The sequence below is a fragment of the Chryseolinea lacunae genome (assembly GCF_016735595.1).
In the GTDB taxonomy this organism is placed as follows: Bacteria; Bacteroidota; Bacteroidia; order Cytophagales; family Cyclobacteriaceae; genus Chryseolinea; species Chryseolinea lacunae.
Genome location: NZ_JAERRB010000005.1, coordinates 275,083 through 293,119, shown reverse-complemented (window position 1 = coordinate 293,119; position 18,037 = coordinate 275,083). Strand labels below are relative to the sequence as shown.

Genomic DNA, 18,037 nt, shown 5'->3' with positions numbered 1-18,037 from the left:
CACATACACGACGTGCTTTCACTAGTAAAGTTATGACATGAATGTCGTTGATGATTTTACAAAAGTGTTGAGAAACGAGCGAGGTAAGAATTTAATGATAATTAAAAAATTTTGCGCACAACATGGTCATCAACGGGTAATGAATGGGTGATGAAGCGATCTTGAAAACAGATCGGCATCATCACCCTGGTTCATGGTTTAAGGAAGAAACTCATACATGTCTTTCACGCGCGTGTTGTTGCTTTGCTGCTTGCCAAGACCTACAAAGGCGCGGTTGTTGACGCTGATGCAAAGCGGGTCGATGCGTGCACCGCCGCTGAAGCTTGCCTTCTGTGTCCAGCGGTCGGTCGCCGGATTGTATTCAAATGTAGACCGCGCGTCGCGGGCATAGTCGCCGGCGTAAAACTTACCCTCCGCTGCGAAGGTGCAGGTATAGTCTTCATCAAGGCCAGCCTTCTGCGTCCACTTATCGGTGGCAGGATCATACTGCCAGAGGGTGTTTCCGGTAAGCACATAAGCTTTGTCTCCGATCACATGGGCCGAAGCCTGATTGTTTATGAGGGTACCGGGAAAGGTGGCCTTTTTTGTCCAGTTATTGTCGTCTATGTCGTAGATTAACAATGCTTTATCGGCCATCAGGACGTATCCGTTGTGACCGACGTTGAAGGCTGTGTTGAGGTTCACGTTCTGGTTTTCGGCGGTGAAAGGATGTTGTTTTTCCGACCACTTGTCGGTGGCTGCATCATACTCACGGAGGGGCAGACCGCCCGGCTCAAGCACATACGCTTTGCCGATATCCGATCCCCACGAAACCGATCCAGACAGGCTGGCGGTCATGCTATAGGTGCTCTTGGCCGTCCACGTGTCTTCGCTCTCATCGTAGAGCCATAGGGTAGAAAACTCCACATAGTTGTTGGTGCTGTATTCGCCGAGCAAGACGTAAGCCTTGTTGTTCACCGTAAAGGTTTCCAAAGCATATTGCTGGCCGGCTTTGGGTGCGTCGCTGCGTTTTTCCCAATCGCCCACCAGCACCGTGAAGTCTTCGGTGCTCACCAGGGTTTGTCCGTCGCTCACCACCGATACTTTTCCGGTCGACGATGTAGGCGGCACTTTAACGGTGAGGGCGGATGGTGTGGCTGACACGATCTCGGCACGCACACCGTTGAAGGTGACCTGTAGCTTGAGGACGTCGGTGGCGAAATTGGCGCCGTTGATGGTGACCACGTCGTTGTATTTGCCAACGTTCGGATCGATGCCCAGCAGCACGGGCGTCAGCGCGTCGTCTTTGGAGCAGGCCAGTATCAGCAGCAAGGCAAAAATGGAAAGGGGAAATTTTTTCATGATCATGCGGGAAATTGGATTAAACGGTTGTTGAAAAAGTGTGCAGCCGACCGGCGGGAAGTGAACATCCCATGGCCATCAGCGAAGCCGAAGGCAAAAGTATGACGCAAAAAAAAGGCCGGTTAAGAAAACCGGCCTCAAAAAAGTATCATGTAAGGATTAGTCTACAATTCGAAGTTTTGCAAAACTTAATAACAAAGTTTTCTCTCCCACGGCGCCGAAGCTGATGCGCGCCTTTCGGTCGGCACCACTCATGTCCATCTGCAAAACAGTGCCAAAACCAAACTTCGGGTGCTCCACTTTCATGCCTTCTTTCAACGACGAGGTGTCGCTTGGGGCGAAGTCGGCAGAAGGTTTGTAGCCGGCCGGTGGTTTGGCCACGGGGGTGGAGGCGATGGTCTTCTTGATGCCGTTCACCAGGGTCTTGGCATACTGGCTGGTTGGCGGAGGCGTCGACTCCAGGCCGCCGAATTTGCTGGCGACCTTAATAAAGGACTGATCGATGTCGTCGAGGAACCGGCTGGGCTCGCAGTTTTTCAGACGGCCGAAGCGATAGCGGGTGAGGGCATACGACAGGAACAATCGTTTCTCGGCCCGGGTGATGGCCACATAAAACAGGCGGCGTTCTTCTTCCAGGTCGGCACGGCTGCTCAGCATCATCTGCGACGGGAAGAGGTCTTCTTCCAGCCCCACGATATACACATAGCGGAACTCCAGTCCCTTGGCCATGTGAATGGTCATGAGCGTCACCTTGTCGGGATCTTTGTCCTTGTCTTCGTCCTGGCCGGTCACCAGCGAAACTTCCTGCAAGAAGGAGCCTAAGTCTTTTTCCTGGCGCTCGGGGTCGTCTACAAATTCCTTGATGGCGTTCAGCAATTCCTGCACGTTTTCGTAGCGGCTCAGGCCTTCCACGGTTTTGTCTTCATAAAGCTCGCGCAGCAGGCCGGAGCCTTTGGCAATTTCGAAGGCCGCATCGTAGGCATCCTTGCGTTCAACCTCCAGCGCGAAGCGTTTGATCATGGCCACAAAGTCTTCGATGGGTGTGGCCGAGCGGCCACCCACAAACGGCGCGGCGTTCTGCAACACGTCCCAGATGGTCATGCTGTGGTCGTTGGCCGCCACCACAATCTTGTCGACCGTTGAGTCGCCGATGCCGCGTTTGGGCAGGTTGATGATGCGGCGGAACGAGGCTTCGTCCTGCTGGTTCAGCACAAAGCGCATGTAGCCGAGCAGGTCTTTGATCTCCTTGCGTTGATAGAAGGAAAGACCTCCCACCACTTTATACTTGATGTTCATCCGCCGCAGCGCTTCTTCAATGGCGCGCGACTGGCTGTTGGTGCGATAGAGAATGGCGAAGTCGCTGAACTTGAGCTGGTGCTGAAGTCTTTCCTGGAAAATGGAGTTCGACACAAGCCGGCCTTCTTCGTTGTCAGACACGGCCTTGATCAGCTCGATGAGCGGTCCTTCTTCGTTGGCTGTCCACACATTTTTGGGAAGCTGTGCGCGGTTCTTTTTGATGACCGAGTTGGCGGCGTGCACGATGTTCTGGGTGGAACGATAGTTCTGCTCCAGCTTGATCACCTTCAGCTCGGGATAATCGCGCTCGAAGTTGAGGATGTTGGTGATGTCGGCGCCACGAAAGGCGTAGATACTCTGCGCGTCGTCGCCCACCACGCAGATGTTCTGGCGCACGGCGGCCAGCTTGCGGATGATGAAGTATTGGCACAGGTTGGTATCCTGAAACTCGTCCACCAGGATATACTGGAAGCGTTGCTGGTATTTGTTCAGCACTTCCAGGTGCTCTTTAAAAAGTTTGTCGGTGTTAAACAGCAGGTCGTCAAAGTCCATGGAGCCGGCGCGGAAGGTGCGGAGGGCATAGGCTTTGTAAATCTTGCCTACTTCAGGGCGCAGGTTGGCGGTATCATCGCCCATGAGCTCGGCGTTTTGCAGGTAGTCTTGCCAGCCGATGAGGCTGTTTTTGGCAGCCGAGATGCGATTGTAGACGGTGTTGGCTTTGTAGACGGTGTCGTCGAGGCCCATCTCTTTCACGATGCTTCTGATCATGGCCTTCGAATCGTCGGTGTCGTAGATGGTAAAGTTGTTGGGATAGCCCAGGTGGTGTGCTTCGGCGCGGAGGATGCGGGCGAACACGGAGTGAAAGGTTCCCATCCACAGGTTGCGGGCATCGTGGCCCACTACCTTTTCGATGCGCTCGCGCATTTCGCGTGCGGCTTTGTTGGTGAAGGTGAGCGACATGATGTTGAAGGGGTCGACACCTTTATTCATGAGTTGGGCGATGCGAAAGGTGAGCACACGCGTTTTGCCTGAGCCCGCGCCGGCAATAAGCATGCAAGGGCCTTCCGTGTTCAGCACAGCCTCGCGTTGGGGTTCATTTAAGCTCTCGAGATAATCGGTCATAAGGGCTGCAAGTTAGAGCAGAGTTTTTTGGATTGCCCGGAAACCCGGATTTTTTTGTAATGTTTTTCGGATCGTGTACACGATGCTTTCAGATGCCGCGGCAGCGCGCTATTTTTGATAACGAAAACACTAAACATAAAGCTTTTTGAATCCAAAATCGCGTGATCACGCTTCGAATTTTCAAGCCGATGGATTCACCATCACCGCCACAGAACCCTGGTTTAAAGTAAAGGTTCAACTTATAGAACGTTACGTTCAGGCCTTCATCATGAACGCCGCAGCAAAGGCTGATGAAATTGTTTTTGTCGACGCGTTTGCCGGCAGTGGCCTCTATTCGGTCGGCCATCAGAAAGAAATTTTTGCAGGACCATCGCTGGCCACGTTGTGCGGCGACCTGCCCATTGACCGGTGGATTTTTTGCGAACGCGATCCCGAACAAGCCCACGCGCTGTATATGCGCGCAAAGAAAGCGGCACCCGAAAAAAACGTGTCGGTGTTTGCCGACCCGCTCCCCGAATTAACCGACCGCCTCAGGTCTGTCATACCCACGTCCACCCGGGGTCATAAAGCGGCCGTGCTGTGTCTCGTCGATCCGTTTTCATTGGAAATGCCGCTGGCGCTGATGGACAAATGGATTGGGCTGGGCTTTAGCTTTGTGGTGCCCTTCACATTCATTCTCAACGACCGGGTGAACTACCGCCACTACACCGAAGATCACGCCGAGCTCCTTCGAAAGTTTGCCGGCGCATCGGGAAGCGAGTCCCTGGCAAAGGCCACGGGCAACCTCCAGTTCTACAAACGGCTGGTGCGCGTCTATCAAAACAATATGCTGGTGATGGGCATGAACGCTGCCCTGTCGGTACACAAGCTTGAATCGCAGTTGGTGAGCCTGCCGGCGTATTATATGGGTTTCTTCTCAAAACAATTCTCCACCCAGGCCATTCTGCGCGACATGAACGTCACAGAGCATCTGCAGTTTGAATTGTTTGCCTGATGGCGTTTTGCCAACGTGAATATTGGCGCAATTGTCCTTACCTTTACAGCCTATGATGAAGATCGGAGAAATATTGGTTTCAGACGACATCCGCGACAAGGAGTTTGTTTGCAACCTCGAGAAATGCAAAGGTGCCTGCTGTGTGGAAGGCGATTTTGGCGCGCCCCTTCAGGCTGACGAAATTCCCATTCTGAACGAAATCTTTCCGAAGATCAAAAAATACCTCACCCCCGAAGGCATCCGCGAAATTGAAAAGCAGGGCACGCACGTGGTGGACGACGATGGTGAACTTTGCACCCCGGTTATCGAAGGCCGCGAATGTGTGTATGCCATCTACGACAACAAAGGAATTCTGAAGTGTGGCATCGAAGCCGCCTACAAAGACGGTGTTGTGGACTGGAAGAAACCCATCAGCTGCCACCTGTATCCCATCCGCGTCACACAAAAGAAAAGCTTCGAGGCGCTTAACTATCACAAGTGGCACATCTGCTCACCGGCGTGCGCGCTGGGAAAAGAACTGCAGGTGCCGGTCTATAAATTTTTGAAAGATCCACTGATCCGCAAGTATGGCGAAGCGTGGTATCAGGAACTTGAAGGCGCTATCGAACAAAATCCGAAGCCCAAGCCGAAAGCGAAAAAAGCATAAGCATAAGAACATAGAGCATAAAGAACAGCGACGTCATCAGCACGTCGCTTTTCATTTCACAGCTTTGGGGCCATCCACAGGAAGGCGGCGGCCAGCACGAACATCGCGAAGAAATAGACCGGAGAAATTTCGCGACTCACATAAACCTTTTCAGTTTGCAACGCATGGCTTTCCGAGGCGGCCATGTTCTGCGCGCGCAGGGTTGCCTGACGCAGACCGCTCCATTCTCCCGTAGTCGATATGTAATAGAGACTTGGTGTTGCATCGTCTGCTTGCAACGTGTGCCAACCGGGTTGGCCTGCCCAAAATTTCCCGGACCACACATCATCCAACTGGACATCCTCCTGTAGGGGAATGCCGATGCTGTCGGCGAGCAATGCAGGATTGGGGTGAGCCGAGAGCAGTTGCACCGCGATGGGCTCGTCGGCATACCACGGGAACGGTGTGACGATGCGCACCGCCGTAACTCCCGCCGACTTCCGCGCCAAAGCTTCAATCAGAGGCGACCACAAGGCACCATAGCGTAGCGAGTCGCCCGAGAGGCTGAGTCGATAGGTTTCTTGTAGGGTCTGCAAACCGATCTTACCTCTGCCCACCTGCGCATAGGCTGCAACGATGCCGCTTTTGTTTTTAACAGATGTCTGGATGCCGGTTTGATTTTCGACACGATAGGGAAGCGCGGGCAGGGTGATGGCTTTTTGAAGCAAGGTGATTTGCGTCGTATCTGTTTTCACAGCCGCAAGCGCGAATGGAAAATCCTGGCTCACTTTTTCTTTTGCGTTCGGCCATGTCAACCACCCCAAGCCTGCACGCACGGCATTGTGAACGGCCGCCTTTTCTGTTGTGGATAGACTCTGCCAGGCATTGCGATCGAGTATAAGCAAGTCTGCTTGTTGCAATACCTCTGTCGTGAGTTTGTTCACCGGTTGTGATGCGCGGTTGGCGTACTCGAAGCGGAAAATTTGTTTGGAGAGTTGATAGCGCAACGTGAGCTTATGACCAGCGTGCGCGAGATAGCGCTTCAGGTATTGTGTTTCGAACGTTGGGAAGTTTTGAATGAAGAGCACAGTGAGCGCACGATCTTCGTCAACAAAAACCGGAAGACGATCTTCGGTGGCATGGCCTGCGCTGTCTTTTGTGATGACAGTGTAGAGTAGTGAGCCTTTTTGTTTGGGCGTGAAGGAAAGTTGAAAAGGATGGCGACCGGCACCCGTCACCTTTAGAGAATCCTCCTTACCGCCGGGTCCATTCAGGTAGATCCATTTTGTTCCGGCGATGTTGGCGTACGTCCCCTCTACAGTAGCAAGATGATGCGCGCGCACAGGTTCACTCACCGCGATCGTCGTGATGCCTTCGATTGGCTGGCCGGGAAGATAGGTGAAGTGTTTCTCCTTGATCAAATCAAGATCGTAATCGGCGAGGCCATTGCCGATCACAAAACGAATGTTGTCGCCGTGGAGGGCGAGGGTGTGTGTTGACGAAAGCGCGATGGAATTTTTGAACGGCACGGCATCGGCAGTATGCCACACTTGCAGGTTCGGTTGTTTTTGCAACAGGCTATCCACCTGTTTGCTGGTGTAGCCGGGCGTGAGCAACAATACGGATGCGTCTTTTTCTTCGGTGGTGGAAGGACGTAGCAGGATGAGTGCCAGCGCCGTCATTAACACAACCACGGCTAGTATTCGCAGTCCGCGGAAACGATGTTTACGGTTCCACTCCAGCCATCCAAACAAAATGGTGATGGGCACCAGCAAACCGGCGATGAGCAGTGGAGACAGGAGGGCATGAAACGTGATCATCGCTTTCATTTCTGTTTCAAAGTCTCCATGTGTTTTAAGAATTGGTCATCGAGGCTGTGGGTTGTGCGCGCGTGGGCTTGGGGTGAGGCGGCCTCCTGTGGCAGCACACTCCACAACGCCGCTTTCACAACGCGCAAGGCTTCGGGTTGACGTGCTTTCTCCAACTCGTTTTCAGCAAGCCCCTTCAGCAACGACAAGCTTTTTAAATAACGCCCGGGCTGAGCAATGGCTATAGCCGAAAGCTCCTGTCCGGCTTTCAACAGAATGTCTTTTGAGGCAGGTGTCACCACGATGGGTGTTGTGTCCGAAAACTTCTCAAGCAATGTGGCGGCCTTTCGAATGTTTGGATACGTCTCGGTTTTTAATGACGTGTTTTGTGCTGACGAGTTTTTTAATTCCGTCTGATCGCCCGTGAGACGTTTTTCTTCTTTTAGGGGTGGCGGATCGAAACCGGTGCGGTGCACATAGATGCGCGAGTCCTGACTGATTTCTTTCAGCAGCTTCAAGGCCTTATACTGATAGGGCAACGACTGTTGTGGATCGTAGAGTCGCAGGTGCAGTTCGGCATCCCACATGATGGTGATGGCGGCCTTCAGCTTTGAGCGAATGGACTGCGCAAAGAACGTGGCTTCGTCTTCGCTGTCGTGCGCGTGCGTGTAGGCCTTCACCGGGTCGTCGTTGTCGGCACCGGCATGGTCATGATGATCTTGCCCGGCTTGTGCGGGTGCGGTCTTCTTGTCGTCCACCAGGTTGTGTTCGTTTTCTGTGTCGTGTGCGTGGCCGTATTTTTTGGTCACGTCTTCATCATCGTCTGCTGCGGGCGCTTCCACTTGTGGGCCGATGCCCGACTCAAACTCTTCACCCAGAAATTCTCCGTAGCGAAGACGCAACACCTTCTGATCGTAGGCCAGTTCGTTGCTGCGCGCGTTGAAGACTTCTTTTGAGAGTTGTTTTTTCTCCTTCAGCAATTTCTCGCTGTCGATGATGATCTGACGTTGGCTTCTGAAATAGTCGGGCATCAGGTCCACGCCCAGGCCGGGGTCGATCGAGGTGGTTTGCTGGCTGGTGTCTTGCAGGGAAATGAAATAGGTTTCGGTTCGTGCGCGGTTGGCTTTGGGCACTTTGTTGTCAAACGCTTCCACATAGAAATACAATTCGTCGCCGGGGTCAAGTCCCAGCTTCACAATGTCGAGCGTGCGCGTGGCCGCGATGTGTTTTCCTGAAAATGTTCCGGGTGTGTCGAATCGCAGTTTTTCTTCTCTGAACTTCACCGACTCACCACTGCCTTTGCTCACCGTGGCAATGATGTAGGCATCCTTCACGCGATAGTCGTCGGTCAAGGTGGATTTGAGATTGATCTTCAGGTTGTCCGTGAGACGCAGGCTGATGAATTGATCCAGGTTGTCAACAGAGACTACGGGCGGTTGGTCGCGAACAATTTCTATCGTGAAGTAGTCGGAATATTTCCTTGAACCATCCGTGTTGGTCCATGCGATTTGATAGAACAGGGTTTCATCAAACTGGCGATGGGCGTTGTATTGTTCACCCTGCGATGCGAGCGCAAGACTGTCGTGTGCAGAAAAGATGATAGCGGGATGCGTCACGTTTTCCGTGAACTGAAGATCCCATGCAACCGTGGTGCCTTCCGGAACGCGAACGTTGAAGGTGTTGCTACTCTTTTTGGGGAGCCCGGTATAGGCCGGTGGCGTGAAGGTGATGACTGCACGTTTGATGGTGGCGGGCAAGTGTGTTTCTTCTACAGGTGCAATTACGTTAGCTTGTGCAGCACGATCGGAGGGCGTGTTTTCTTTTCCCGCGAATGCGGTCAACGAAACGTAGGCCACCACCCCCAACACAAATACCAGGGAAGCCTGAGCCAGATTGTGAGGAAGCTTCACCGTGGAATAGAGCGTTTCAAAGTGTTGAAGCGTTCTGCGCTTTTGCAATTGCTGCAGCGACGTGAGACTCTCGTCATCGCGCACCAACAAGTCCGTACTTTCTTCCAATTGTGGATAGTGCTGGTTCATATAATGCACCACCCCGGCTTCCGAAATTTTCCACAGCTTGAGTCGAATGCTACGGACAACATACGACGCAATCAGACTCACAAGCGTCGACGTCCAGATCCAGACGTTCGGCACACGGAAGAAGTTCAGTGTTGCGTACACTACCAACGCGATGGCCACGGAAAACAGCAACGTCTCCAACAGGCGGATCAGCCGGTATTTCCGCTTCAGGCTTTGCAGGCGATATCGTGCTTCGGTCGCGCTCATTGATTTCGTTTATAGGCCACAACACGTTCCGTCACCAGCATGGCAATGGCGGCAAAGGCCAGCAGGGGAGAGGCCGGCGCATGATCTTTGCGCGAGGGTGTTGAGGCATCAGTGTCAGATTGTGTTTCTGTCGACCATTGTGTTTTTTCGGGTTGCATCCGTTGGTCGTGTTGTGCCGCGCGGAGGTTGTCGCGTTTGTTCGGGAACAGGATGGAGGCCAATTGCAGGGGTAGCTTTTCTTCCAACGCAATGTCTTCGTTCAGCCGGCGGGTGATAGTCCATCCGCTGGCATTATCCAATTCTTCTCGTTGGGCAAACAGTGGGCCCGAATGTCGAAGGCTTTTTGATTGGAGTGCAATGTAGTGCCGTGCGCCTGCTGGAATTTTTTTATCAGAAAGCCAGATAAGCCATGATGCAGAAGTGCCGCTTGTTAGATCTTGTGCTGAAACTGTTTTCCAGGTAAGCACCACGGGAAGAGTTTGTTTCAACGCTTCGAGGGAGGCCACCAAAATCAATTGATCGTAATAAAACTCTTTGTCGCTGGCAATCTCCAGAGCAACCGTGTCGGGCTTGTCAATGCTGACCGAATCTTTTTCGTGGTGGAAGTATGTGTCGCCGGGCGATAGAGAAACCTTCGTGTCCTGAAAGGTGGTGAGCGTTGATGTTGACTTGCCCGTGCGAATGGAAACAGAATCGGATGAGAGGCGGATGGCGTGGAGTGGAAACGTTTTGGGTGCTGACTCCTTCACGATCCATTGCATGTTCGTTGGAAGCGCGATCCGCTTTCCACGGAAGTCGGCCACCCGGTTATGTGAAATGATGACGACGCGTTGCAACGACTTTTGCTTCAACGCTTCTATGGCCGTCCAATAGGGAAGGGGAGAAGCCGTGGCACTGTCGATCGGCGGGAACCCCGCGCTGAGTTGTTTTGCCTCGAACCCTTGTTGCGTCAAACTATCCAGCACCTTCGCGATGTCGGTATCTTTCTCAAGCCCCGCTTCAATCACCACCCAGTGGCGTTGTTGATTGGCGTCTGTGTTGAAATGGAGTCCACTCAAAAGCAAAACCACCAGGGCTATAACACAGCAACGCAGCAGCAACAGCAGCAGCTCGTTCAGGCGCAGACTTCTGAATTGCTTTGTGGTGGAGTCTTCCAAATGGCGAATGCTGCCGACGCGAATCACCTTGCCCTCCTTGCGGCTGAGCAAGTGAATGCTGATCGGAACCAGTAGTCCCGTCAATCCCCAAAGCCATATCGGATTGGTGAAAGCCATCAGCGCATCAGGGTTTTACGTACCTTCAAAAAGTCGCGCAGCGTTTTCTCGAACGCGTCTTGCATCGACACGAGCTGGTAGGTGATGTGTTTTTCCAGCATCCACATGCGCGAGTGTTGCAGCCAGGTGGTTACGCGGGTCACATACTGTTCCTTTTGCTGAACCGTGTCTACTTTCAGTTGCGCGTGTGTTTCCAGGTCTTCGAACGTGAAGGAACCTTCCTGGTCGAGGTTCAGTTCGTGATGGCCCATCAAATGAAAAACAATCACTTCGTTTCGCGGTGTTTTCAAACGGGAGATGAAACGTTGCAAGTCTTCGCCGTCGTCGTAGAGGTCGGTGAAGAAGATGATAAGTTCTTTGCCGTGGTGGTCGAACAATTGTTCCAGGCCGTTGTCTTTGCGCCAGGTGCCTTCGCCTTTGATGTGCACCAGCGCGTTGAGGAAGCGAATAAATTGTTGTTGCTCGAACCGCGGCTGCACGGTGCTGATGGTTTTGTTGTTCACGGTGAACAACCCAAACGTGTCGCTTTGTTTGCGGCACAGGTAAGCGAGTGCTGCCGCCAGCACTTTGGCGTATTGCAGTTTCGAAATTCCATCTTCGGTGTAGGCCATCGAGTGGCTTGCATCGACAATGAACTTCACGGTGATGTTGGTTTCTATTTCGGCTTGCTTGATGTAATAACGTTCCGATCGTGCATACATCTTCCAGTCCAGCTGGCGCAGGTCGTCACCGGGCTCGTAGCTTCTGTATTGACTGAACTCCTGTCCCGAACCCACGGCCTGACTTTTATTGCTGCCGCTCATAAATCCTTCCACGATGATGCGGGCCAACAGCTCGAGGCCGTTCACCGTGTTCAGGATTTCAGGTTTCAGCAAGTCTTTGATCTGCGGGTTCACGACGCGTTTGTTTTTTTTATATGCGATTGCTTTTCACCGCGGCAATGCTCTCAAATAATTTGGCCGTCACCTGGTCTGGTGTCACGCCTTCTGCTTCGGCTTTGAAGTTCATCAGAATGCGGTGGCGCAACACGGGGTAGGCAACTTTCTGAATGTCGTCGAGCGTCACGGCAAAATTGCCATGTAGCAATGCGCGGGCTTTTGCAATAAGGATCATCGCCTGGCCTGCGCGGGGACCAGCACCCCAGCGCACCCATTCGTTCACATAGGGCACTTCGCTTTCTCCCGGGCGTGTAGCGCGCACCATGCGGCTCACGATGTCAATGAGGTCGCTGTTGATGTGCACTTCGCGCACGAGGCGCTGGGCTTCGAGTATGGTTTTGCCTTCGATTACTTTTTGAACAGGATTTGATTTTCGTCCGGTGGTGTTTTCAAGAATGGCGCGTTCTTCTGCTGCGGTGGGATAATTTATTTTGATGTACAGCAGGAAGCGATCCAACTGTGCTTCCGGTAATGGAAATGTTCCAGCTTGTTCAATCGGGTTCTGTGTGGCCAGGATGAAGAACGGTCGCTCCAGCGGATACGTTACGCCGGCATAGGTCACTTCAAATTCCTGCATGGCTTCCAGTAACGCCGCTTGTGTCTTTGGCGAGGTGCGGTTGATCTCATCTGCCAGAATGATGTTTGAGAAGATCGGTCCTTTGTTGAATTTGAAAAAGCGTTTGCCCGTGGTATGATCTTCTTCCAGAATTTCTGTTCCGATGATGTCGGAGGGCATTAGATCGGGCGTGAACTGAATTCTTCTGAACTTCAAATCGATCGCGTCCGAAAGTGTGCGGATCATGAGCGTCTTGGCCAATCCGGGCACGCCTTCCAGCAACGCATGACCGCCGGCGAGAAACGTGATCAGCAACTGATCAATGGTCTCTTCCTGCCCCACAATAACTTTTCGTATCTCCTGCTTGAGCGCGTTCAGCTTGCCGATAATTTCCTGCACGGCGTGCTCGGTGGTTTTAAGATCCTGTGTCATATCCGTAAAAAGTCTAAGCGTTCATGTTTGTTTTGTTTCAGGGTCAGCGCATCATGGCATACATCACGATGTTCACACTGAAACGGGTGTTGTCTATTTTGTAGAATCGTTTGTTCCGAAAATCATAGTCCCATTCACACCCATAGTCTTTGTTGCTATACAGCACCCCAATCCTGCCATTGATCTCGATGGCTTTCAGATAGTCGTGCACAATGTCGTCGCCCCAGCCGTTCAGTTCCTGCGATGTGGTGGGAGGGCCTTCAAATTGAAAGAATATGGAATAGAGCGGGTGTTGATTTGGTATTTTCTTCAACGCGTTGGCGCCAAAGATGCGCTCCATTTGTCCTTCAAACGATTTGGCAAACAAGCCGTCGATGTCGTGGTTGCAGTCGTCTACAAACACAAAGCCTCCCTGGCGAACATAACGTTCAAAGTTCTCGCGTTCCTGTTGGGTGAACTCCACCAGCTTGTGCCCGCTCAGGTAGCAGAACGGACAGGCAAACAGGTCGGCGCTGTTTAACGGCACAATGTTCTCCTGCGTGTCCACGGGTATGGTGGTATACTCGATGAGCGAGTTGAGCAGGTTTGCCGGCATGCGCTGGTCTACATCCCAATCGCCCGATTCATACTGCAGGCGTGTAAAGAAAAATTTGTTCGCGTCGCGCATACGATAATCTTACAATGTCGCCTTTTGCTGCGCCATCCTCACTATGATTTTATACAAACGGAGAGAATTCTTTGCTCCCAGAATACAGGTCAAACGCGCTTGTGCATCGAACACGATTTCGCTTCGTCTATAATGAAAAATCCCCGGCTTTGGGCCGGGGATTTTATGCAGGTTTACTGTTTTTTTATACGGCGTCCGAAAGACTCGAGAACGTGAAGTCCCTGATTTTCATCGGGGGCAACAGATAGTTCGTGTTCGATTCAACACTCACCGTCCGTTCTACCTTACCCAATTCTTCCAGGTTGTTCAACATGATCACCGGGCTTTCGTTGAAGCGGAAGTTCTTGATCGGATATTTGATCTCACCGTTTTCAATGTAGAAAGTTCCGTCGCGTGTTAACCCCGTCAGCAGGAGTGTTTGAGGATCTACCGGACGGATGTACCAGAGGCGTGTCACGAGAATTCCTTTCTTGGTGCCCTTGATCAATTCTTCTACCGATTTTGTTCCGCCTTCCATGATCACGCCAGCGGGGGGAGGCACGGCTTTCACACCTTTCTTCTCGGCCCAGTAGCGGGAGAAAGTGAGGTTCTTCACAACACCTTTTTCAATCCAGCTCACTTTCTCTTGTGGTCTGCCGTCGGCGGCCCAGGTGCTGGTGGGCAGGTCTGGGTTGAGCGGATCAGAATAGATGTTCACGCGTTCGTCCACCAGTTTTTCACCGAGGCGTGTTTTGCCACCGGTGGTGCTGAGGAAGCTGCGGCCTTCGTCGGCTTGTCGTGCGTCGAGTCCAAAGAAAATGTTTTCCATGAGCACGGCGGCTGCTGCGGGTTCGAGGATCACGGTGTATTTTCCGGGCTCAATGGCGCGGGCGGTGGCAGACTTCACGCCTTTGTCGGCGGCAATCTGCGAGGCCTTCTTCGCATCCAGTTTGGTGATGTCGTTATAGCCGCGTGTGGCATAACCCGAGCCTTTACCATCTTCGGTGCGCATGGTGATGGAGAAGTTCACACCGGTGGAGGTGTTGTAGGCAAACAACCCTTTGCTGTTCATCATCACGTTCACCGTGGTGGTGTCTTCCATAAATCCTGCGGCAACGGTTTTTGTTTCTTTCGCCACCTGCAAGCTTTGTGCTACAGCGTCGGCGCGCATTTTGGGTGTGATGGCTGCCGTGGCCGGTACGTAAGTGATGGGCTCGGCATATTTTTGCGGGCCGAGCACCGAAACATATTCCGGGTTTTCCGGAGCAAGTTGTGCCAGTTCTTCCGAACGACGCACCACTTTTTCGAGCGACGCATCGTCAAACTCATTGATGGTGGCTGTGCCCAGCTTCTTGCCATAGGCCGACTGCACCACCAGCGTGTAGGTGCTGATGCCGCCGCTGGTCGATACGGAATTGCGCGCATACCGGATGTTGCCGGTGTTGGTGCCGGTCAGGTTCACTTCGCATTCGTCTGCTTTTGAATAGCTCAATACTTTTTTCAATAAAGCCTGAGCTTCGTCTTTTGTTAGTAGCGCCATGATATTATCCGATATTACGTGATGTATTAATAACGTTAACGCCGTTGAACCGCGTGGTAGCAGAGCCGTGCGACACGGCGCTTACTTGCATGGGTTGCCCCTTGCCATCGAAGAACGATCCGCCCAAACGATAGTCGCTCTGGTCGGCAATGGCCGTACACGAATTCCAGAACTCCTGGGTGTTCGATTGATAGGCCACGTCTTTCAGTGCCCCCACAATTTTGCCATTCTTGATTTCGTAATACAGCTGTCCGCCAAACTGGAAGTTGTAGCGTTGCTGATCGATCGAGAACGAGCCGTCGCCAATGATGTAGATGCCTTTCTCCACACCTTTGATGAGGTCGTCGATGCTTTTCTTTTCCTTGCCGGCCTGCAGCGAGATGTTGGCCATGCGCTGGAATTGAACGCTGCTCCAGTTGTCGGCATAGCAACAGCCTTGTGAAGCGGGCAATCCCAAAATGTGTGCCTGGTCGCGTATAGCCTGGTAGTTAACCAGCGTGCCGTCTTTGATCACGTCCCATTGGCCGCACTTCACGCCTTCGTCGTCGTAGCCTACTGCGCCCAGTGAACCCACTTGCGTTTTGTCGGCCACCACGTTCACCAGCTTGCTGCCGTAGTTGAATTTTTTCGATTGCCACTTATCCAGCGTGAGGAAGCTCGTGCCGGCAAAGTTTGCTTCATAGCCCAACACACGGTCGAGCTCTGTCGGGTGACCCGTAGATTCGTGTATGGTGAGCCAGAGGTGAGATGGATCGAGGATGAGGTCGTATTTGCCGGGCTCTACCGATTTGGCTTTGAGTTTTTCTCCGGCTTGCTGTGCACCGGCCTTGGCGTCTTCCAGCATGTCGTAGCGTCCTTTGTAGAGCGTGGTCACGCCTTGAATTTTGTCTTGCGGACGGGCGTAGAGATATTCATAGCCCATGCCCATAGGGGCACTCAGTGCATTGCGTGTTTCGAACTTGCCCGAGGTCGCATCAATTTTGGTGATGAAGAAGGTAGGCCAGATACGGTGAATGTCTTGGTCGATATACGAGCCGTCGGTGGAGGCGAAATACTTTTGTTCGTTCACCATGAAGAGGAACGAGTTGATGTAGTTGGCGCCGCCTTTCATGGCCGCATCGTTCACCCCCAGCAGGAGATCAACTTTCTCTTTGATGGGCACTTCGAATGCATTCTTTTCGATGGGTGCTTTCCAGCTCACTTCGCCATAGCCTTTCTGGGGTGCAAGTTGCACGGGCTCGGAAAGAAGCCGCGAGTTTTCTTTGGCAATGGCCACGGCCAGTTCGGCCGCTTTGGCAATGCTGTCTTTGTCGAGCTTGTCGGTGGCGGCAAAGCCCCAGCCGCCCTGGGCCACCACGCGAACACCAAGACCATACGACTCCGTGTTCACAATGTTCTGCACTTTGTCTTCACGGGTAATGATGAATTGGTTGAGGTAGCGACCGATGCGAACATCGGTGTAGGTTGCTCCTTTGCTGCGGGCTGCGTTGAGCGCCACGTCCGCCAGCTGTTTCTTCAAGGCCACGTCCACGGTTTCCAGGGCGCGTTCCGGAGCAATGGCGCGCCCCATACCGGGGATGGCCGACAACATGGCCGCCGTCGTGCCCATGCCGGTCAGGTACATAAAATCTCGTCGTTTCAAAGTGTTAGGGTTTAAGAGTTATTCCTGTAAGCTTTATCGGAAAGCAATATCTAAAAGTTTTGTATAAATCAATCTTTCGCCAATTATATTCGGAAAGGTTTTCAACTCTGCAATACCGAAGTATCCGGTATATGTAAAGAAAAAATCCCCGGGCGAGGCCCAGGGATTTTCAGTGTTGCTTTCTTAAACAGCGTCAGACAAGCTGGTGAATGTGAAGTCGCGCAGCTTCATGTAGGGGATGAGGAAGCTGGCGCCACCGCCTGGCCCTCCGTCAACATCTACGCGCACTTGTTTGCCAAGGGTTTCCACGTTGTTGAGCATGATCACCGGGCTTTCGTTGAAGCGGAAGTTTTTGACGGGGTGCTTCACTTTGCCGTTCTCCACAAAGAAGGTTGCGTCGCGGGTGAGGCCGGTGTATAACTGCGTTTGAGGATCCACGGGACGGATGTACCAGAAGCGTGTCACCAGAATACCTTTCTTGGTGTCTTTGATCAGATCTTCCAGCGAGGCGTTGCCGCCTTCCATGATGGCGTTGCCCGGGAAGGGAACCGACGCCACATTTTTCTGCGATGCCCAATAGCGATCGTAGAACATGTTGGCCACGGTGCCATTCTTGATGATGTCCATTTTCTTGCGCGCTTGTCCATCGCCCGACCAGGGCGACGCGGGCACGTCGAGGTTGTAGGGATCGGTGTAGATGGTGACGCGTTCGTCCATGATCTTCTCGCCGATTTTTGATCCACCGCCTTTTTTGGAAAGGAAGCTGCGGCCTTCGTCGGCCTGGCGTGCGTTCATGGCGAAGAGCATGTTGCGGATCAATTCGGCCGATGCTGCAGGCTCCAGAATCACGGTGTATTTGCCGGGCTCTATGGCCTTTGCATTGCGCGACTGAAGGGCTTTGTCGATGGCGATCTTTGACGCTTCTGCGGTGTCGAGTTTGCTCACGTCGTTAGAGCTGCGGGTCACCCAGCCGGAGCCGGTGCCGTCGTTGGAGCGCATGGTCACGGTGAAGTTCACACCGGTCGATTGGTTGTAGGCAAACAATCCCTTCGTGTTCATCATCGAAGCAAAGCTGTAGTTGTCTTCAAGATAGCCTGCCGACGTAACATCCTTGGCGATGGCCGGGTTGATGCTGTTGGCCGCGGCTTGTGCACGATACTCGGGTGTGATCTTGGCGGTGGATTCGAAATAGGTTTTCGATTCGCCATAGGTTTGCTGAGGCAGCGGGTCCATAAACTCGGGGTTCTCCGGTGCCAGCTTTGCCAGCTCTTCCGAACGGCGCACCACTTTTTCCAGCGACGCTTCATCAAATTCGTTGATGGTGGCCACGCCCGATTTTTTACCAAAGTTGGATTGAACCACCAGCGTCACATCGCTGTTCTCGCCGGCCGTAGACACGCTGTTGCGTGCGTAGCGTATATTGCCTCCGTTGGTTCCGTTCAGGTTCACTTCGCAGGCATCTGCCTTGGAGTAGGCAATCACCTTCTCCAATATCTTTTTTGCTTCTTCTTTTGAAAATATAGCCATGATAATTTTTT

Annotated in this window: 13 protein-coding genes; 2 read left to right on the top strand and 11 right to left on the bottom strand. The window is 52.7% G+C overall.

Features of this window, described 5'->3' with window-relative positions; genetic code table 11:
* Nucleotides 1–198: 198 nt before the first annotated feature.
* Together JI741_RS16780 and JI741_RS16775 are read right to left on the bottom strand one after the other, a co-directional pair.
* The gene (locus tag JI741_RS16780; protein ID WP_202011597.1) at nt 199–1,341 is read right to left on the bottom strand and encodes an IPT/TIG domain-containing protein; all 1,143 of its coding nucleotides are present in this window, start codon (nt 1,339–1,341) and stop codon (nt 199–201) included.
* A gap of 159 nt (nt 1,342–1,500) precedes the next feature.
* Nucleotides 1,501–3,759, bottom strand: a complete 2,259-nt coding sequence (locus tag JI741_RS16775) for an ATP-dependent helicase (protein ID WP_202011595.1) — start codon at nt 3,757–3,759, stop codon at nt 1,501–1,503.
* Between the two features lie 145 nt (nt 3,760–3,904).
* Here JI741_RS16775 and tcmP point away from each other — a divergent pair, with 145 nt between their 5' ends.
* Both tcmP and JI741_RS16765 read left to right on the top strand, forming a co-directional pair.
* Nucleotides 3,905–4,753 (top strand): three-Cys-motif partner protein TcmP, encoded by an 849-nt coding sequence (gene tcmP, locus JI741_RS16770; RefSeq protein ID WP_202011593.1) that lies wholly within the window; start codon nt 3,905–3,907, stop codon nt 4,751–4,753.
* A 52-nt stretch (nt 4,754–4,805) separates the two neighbouring features.
* A complete protein-coding gene (locus JI741_RS16765; protein WP_202011591.1) occupies nt 4,806–5,399 on the top strand; it encodes a DUF3109 family protein in 594 nt (197 codons plus the stop codon).
* 56 nt (nt 5,400–5,455) lie between these two features.
* Here JI741_RS16765 and JI741_RS16760 read toward each other — a convergent pair whose 3' ends face one another.
* The 9 genes from JI741_RS16760 to JI741_RS16720 form a co-directional block, all read right to left on the bottom strand.
* Nucleotides 5,456–7,207, bottom strand: a complete 1,752-nt coding sequence (locus JI741_RS16760; RefSeq protein WP_202011589.1) for a hypothetical protein — start codon at nt 7,205–7,207, stop codon at nt 5,456–5,458.
* Nucleotides 7,204–9,471: a hypothetical protein gene (locus JI741_RS16755; RefSeq protein ID WP_202011587.1), complete on the bottom strand. Its 2,268-nt coding sequence runs from the start codon at nt 9,469–9,471 to the stop codon at nt 7,204–7,206. The genes JI741_RS16760 and JI741_RS16755 overlap by 4 nt, the downstream gene beginning before the upstream one ends.
* On the bottom strand, nt 9,468–10,745 hold the full coding sequence (locus JI741_RS16750; protein ID WP_202011585.1) for a BatA domain-containing protein: 1,278 nt from the start codon (nt 10,743–10,745) through the stop codon (nt 9,468–9,470). Before JI741_RS16750 ends, JI741_RS16755 begins: the two co-directional genes overlap by 4 nt.
* The gene (locus JI741_RS16745; protein WP_202011582.1) at nt 10,745–11,641 is read right to left on the bottom strand and encodes a DUF58 domain-containing protein; all 897 of its coding nucleotides are present in this window, start codon (nt 11,639–11,641) and stop codon (nt 10,745–10,747) included. Before JI741_RS16745 ends, JI741_RS16750 begins: the two co-directional genes overlap by 1 nt.
* Before the next feature lie 16 nt (nt 11,642–11,657).
* Nucleotides 11,658–12,671: an AAA family ATPase gene (locus tag JI741_RS16740; RefSeq protein ID WP_202011580.1), complete on the bottom strand. Its 1,014-nt coding sequence runs from the start codon at nt 12,669–12,671 to the stop codon at nt 11,658–11,660.
* A gap of 43 nt (nt 12,672–12,714) precedes the next feature.
* The gene (locus JI741_RS16735) at nt 12,715–13,338 is read right to left on the bottom strand and encodes a DUF4159 domain-containing protein (RefSeq protein WP_202011578.1); all 624 of its coding nucleotides are present in this window, start codon (nt 13,336–13,338) and stop codon (nt 12,715–12,717) included.
* 184 nt (nt 13,339–13,522) lie between these two features.
* Nucleotides 13,523–14,860, bottom strand: coding sequence for a TldD/PmbA family protein (locus JI741_RS16730; protein WP_202012042.1), 1,338 nt, complete (start codon nt 14,858–14,860; stop codon nt 13,523–13,525).
* A gap of 1 nt (nt 14,861) precedes the next feature.
* The gene (locus tag JI741_RS16725) at nt 14,862–16,499 is read right to left on the bottom strand and encodes a TldD/PmbA family protein (RefSeq protein WP_202011576.1); all 1,638 of its coding nucleotides are present in this window, start codon (nt 16,497–16,499) and stop codon (nt 14,862–14,864) included.
* A 183-nt stretch (nt 16,500–16,682) separates the two neighbouring features.
* The gene (locus JI741_RS16720; RefSeq protein ID WP_202011574.1) at nt 16,683–18,026 is read right to left on the bottom strand and encodes a TldD/PmbA family protein; all 1,344 of its coding nucleotides are present in this window, start codon (nt 18,024–18,026) and stop codon (nt 16,683–16,685) included.
* Nucleotides 18,027–18,037 lie beyond the last annotated feature (11 nt).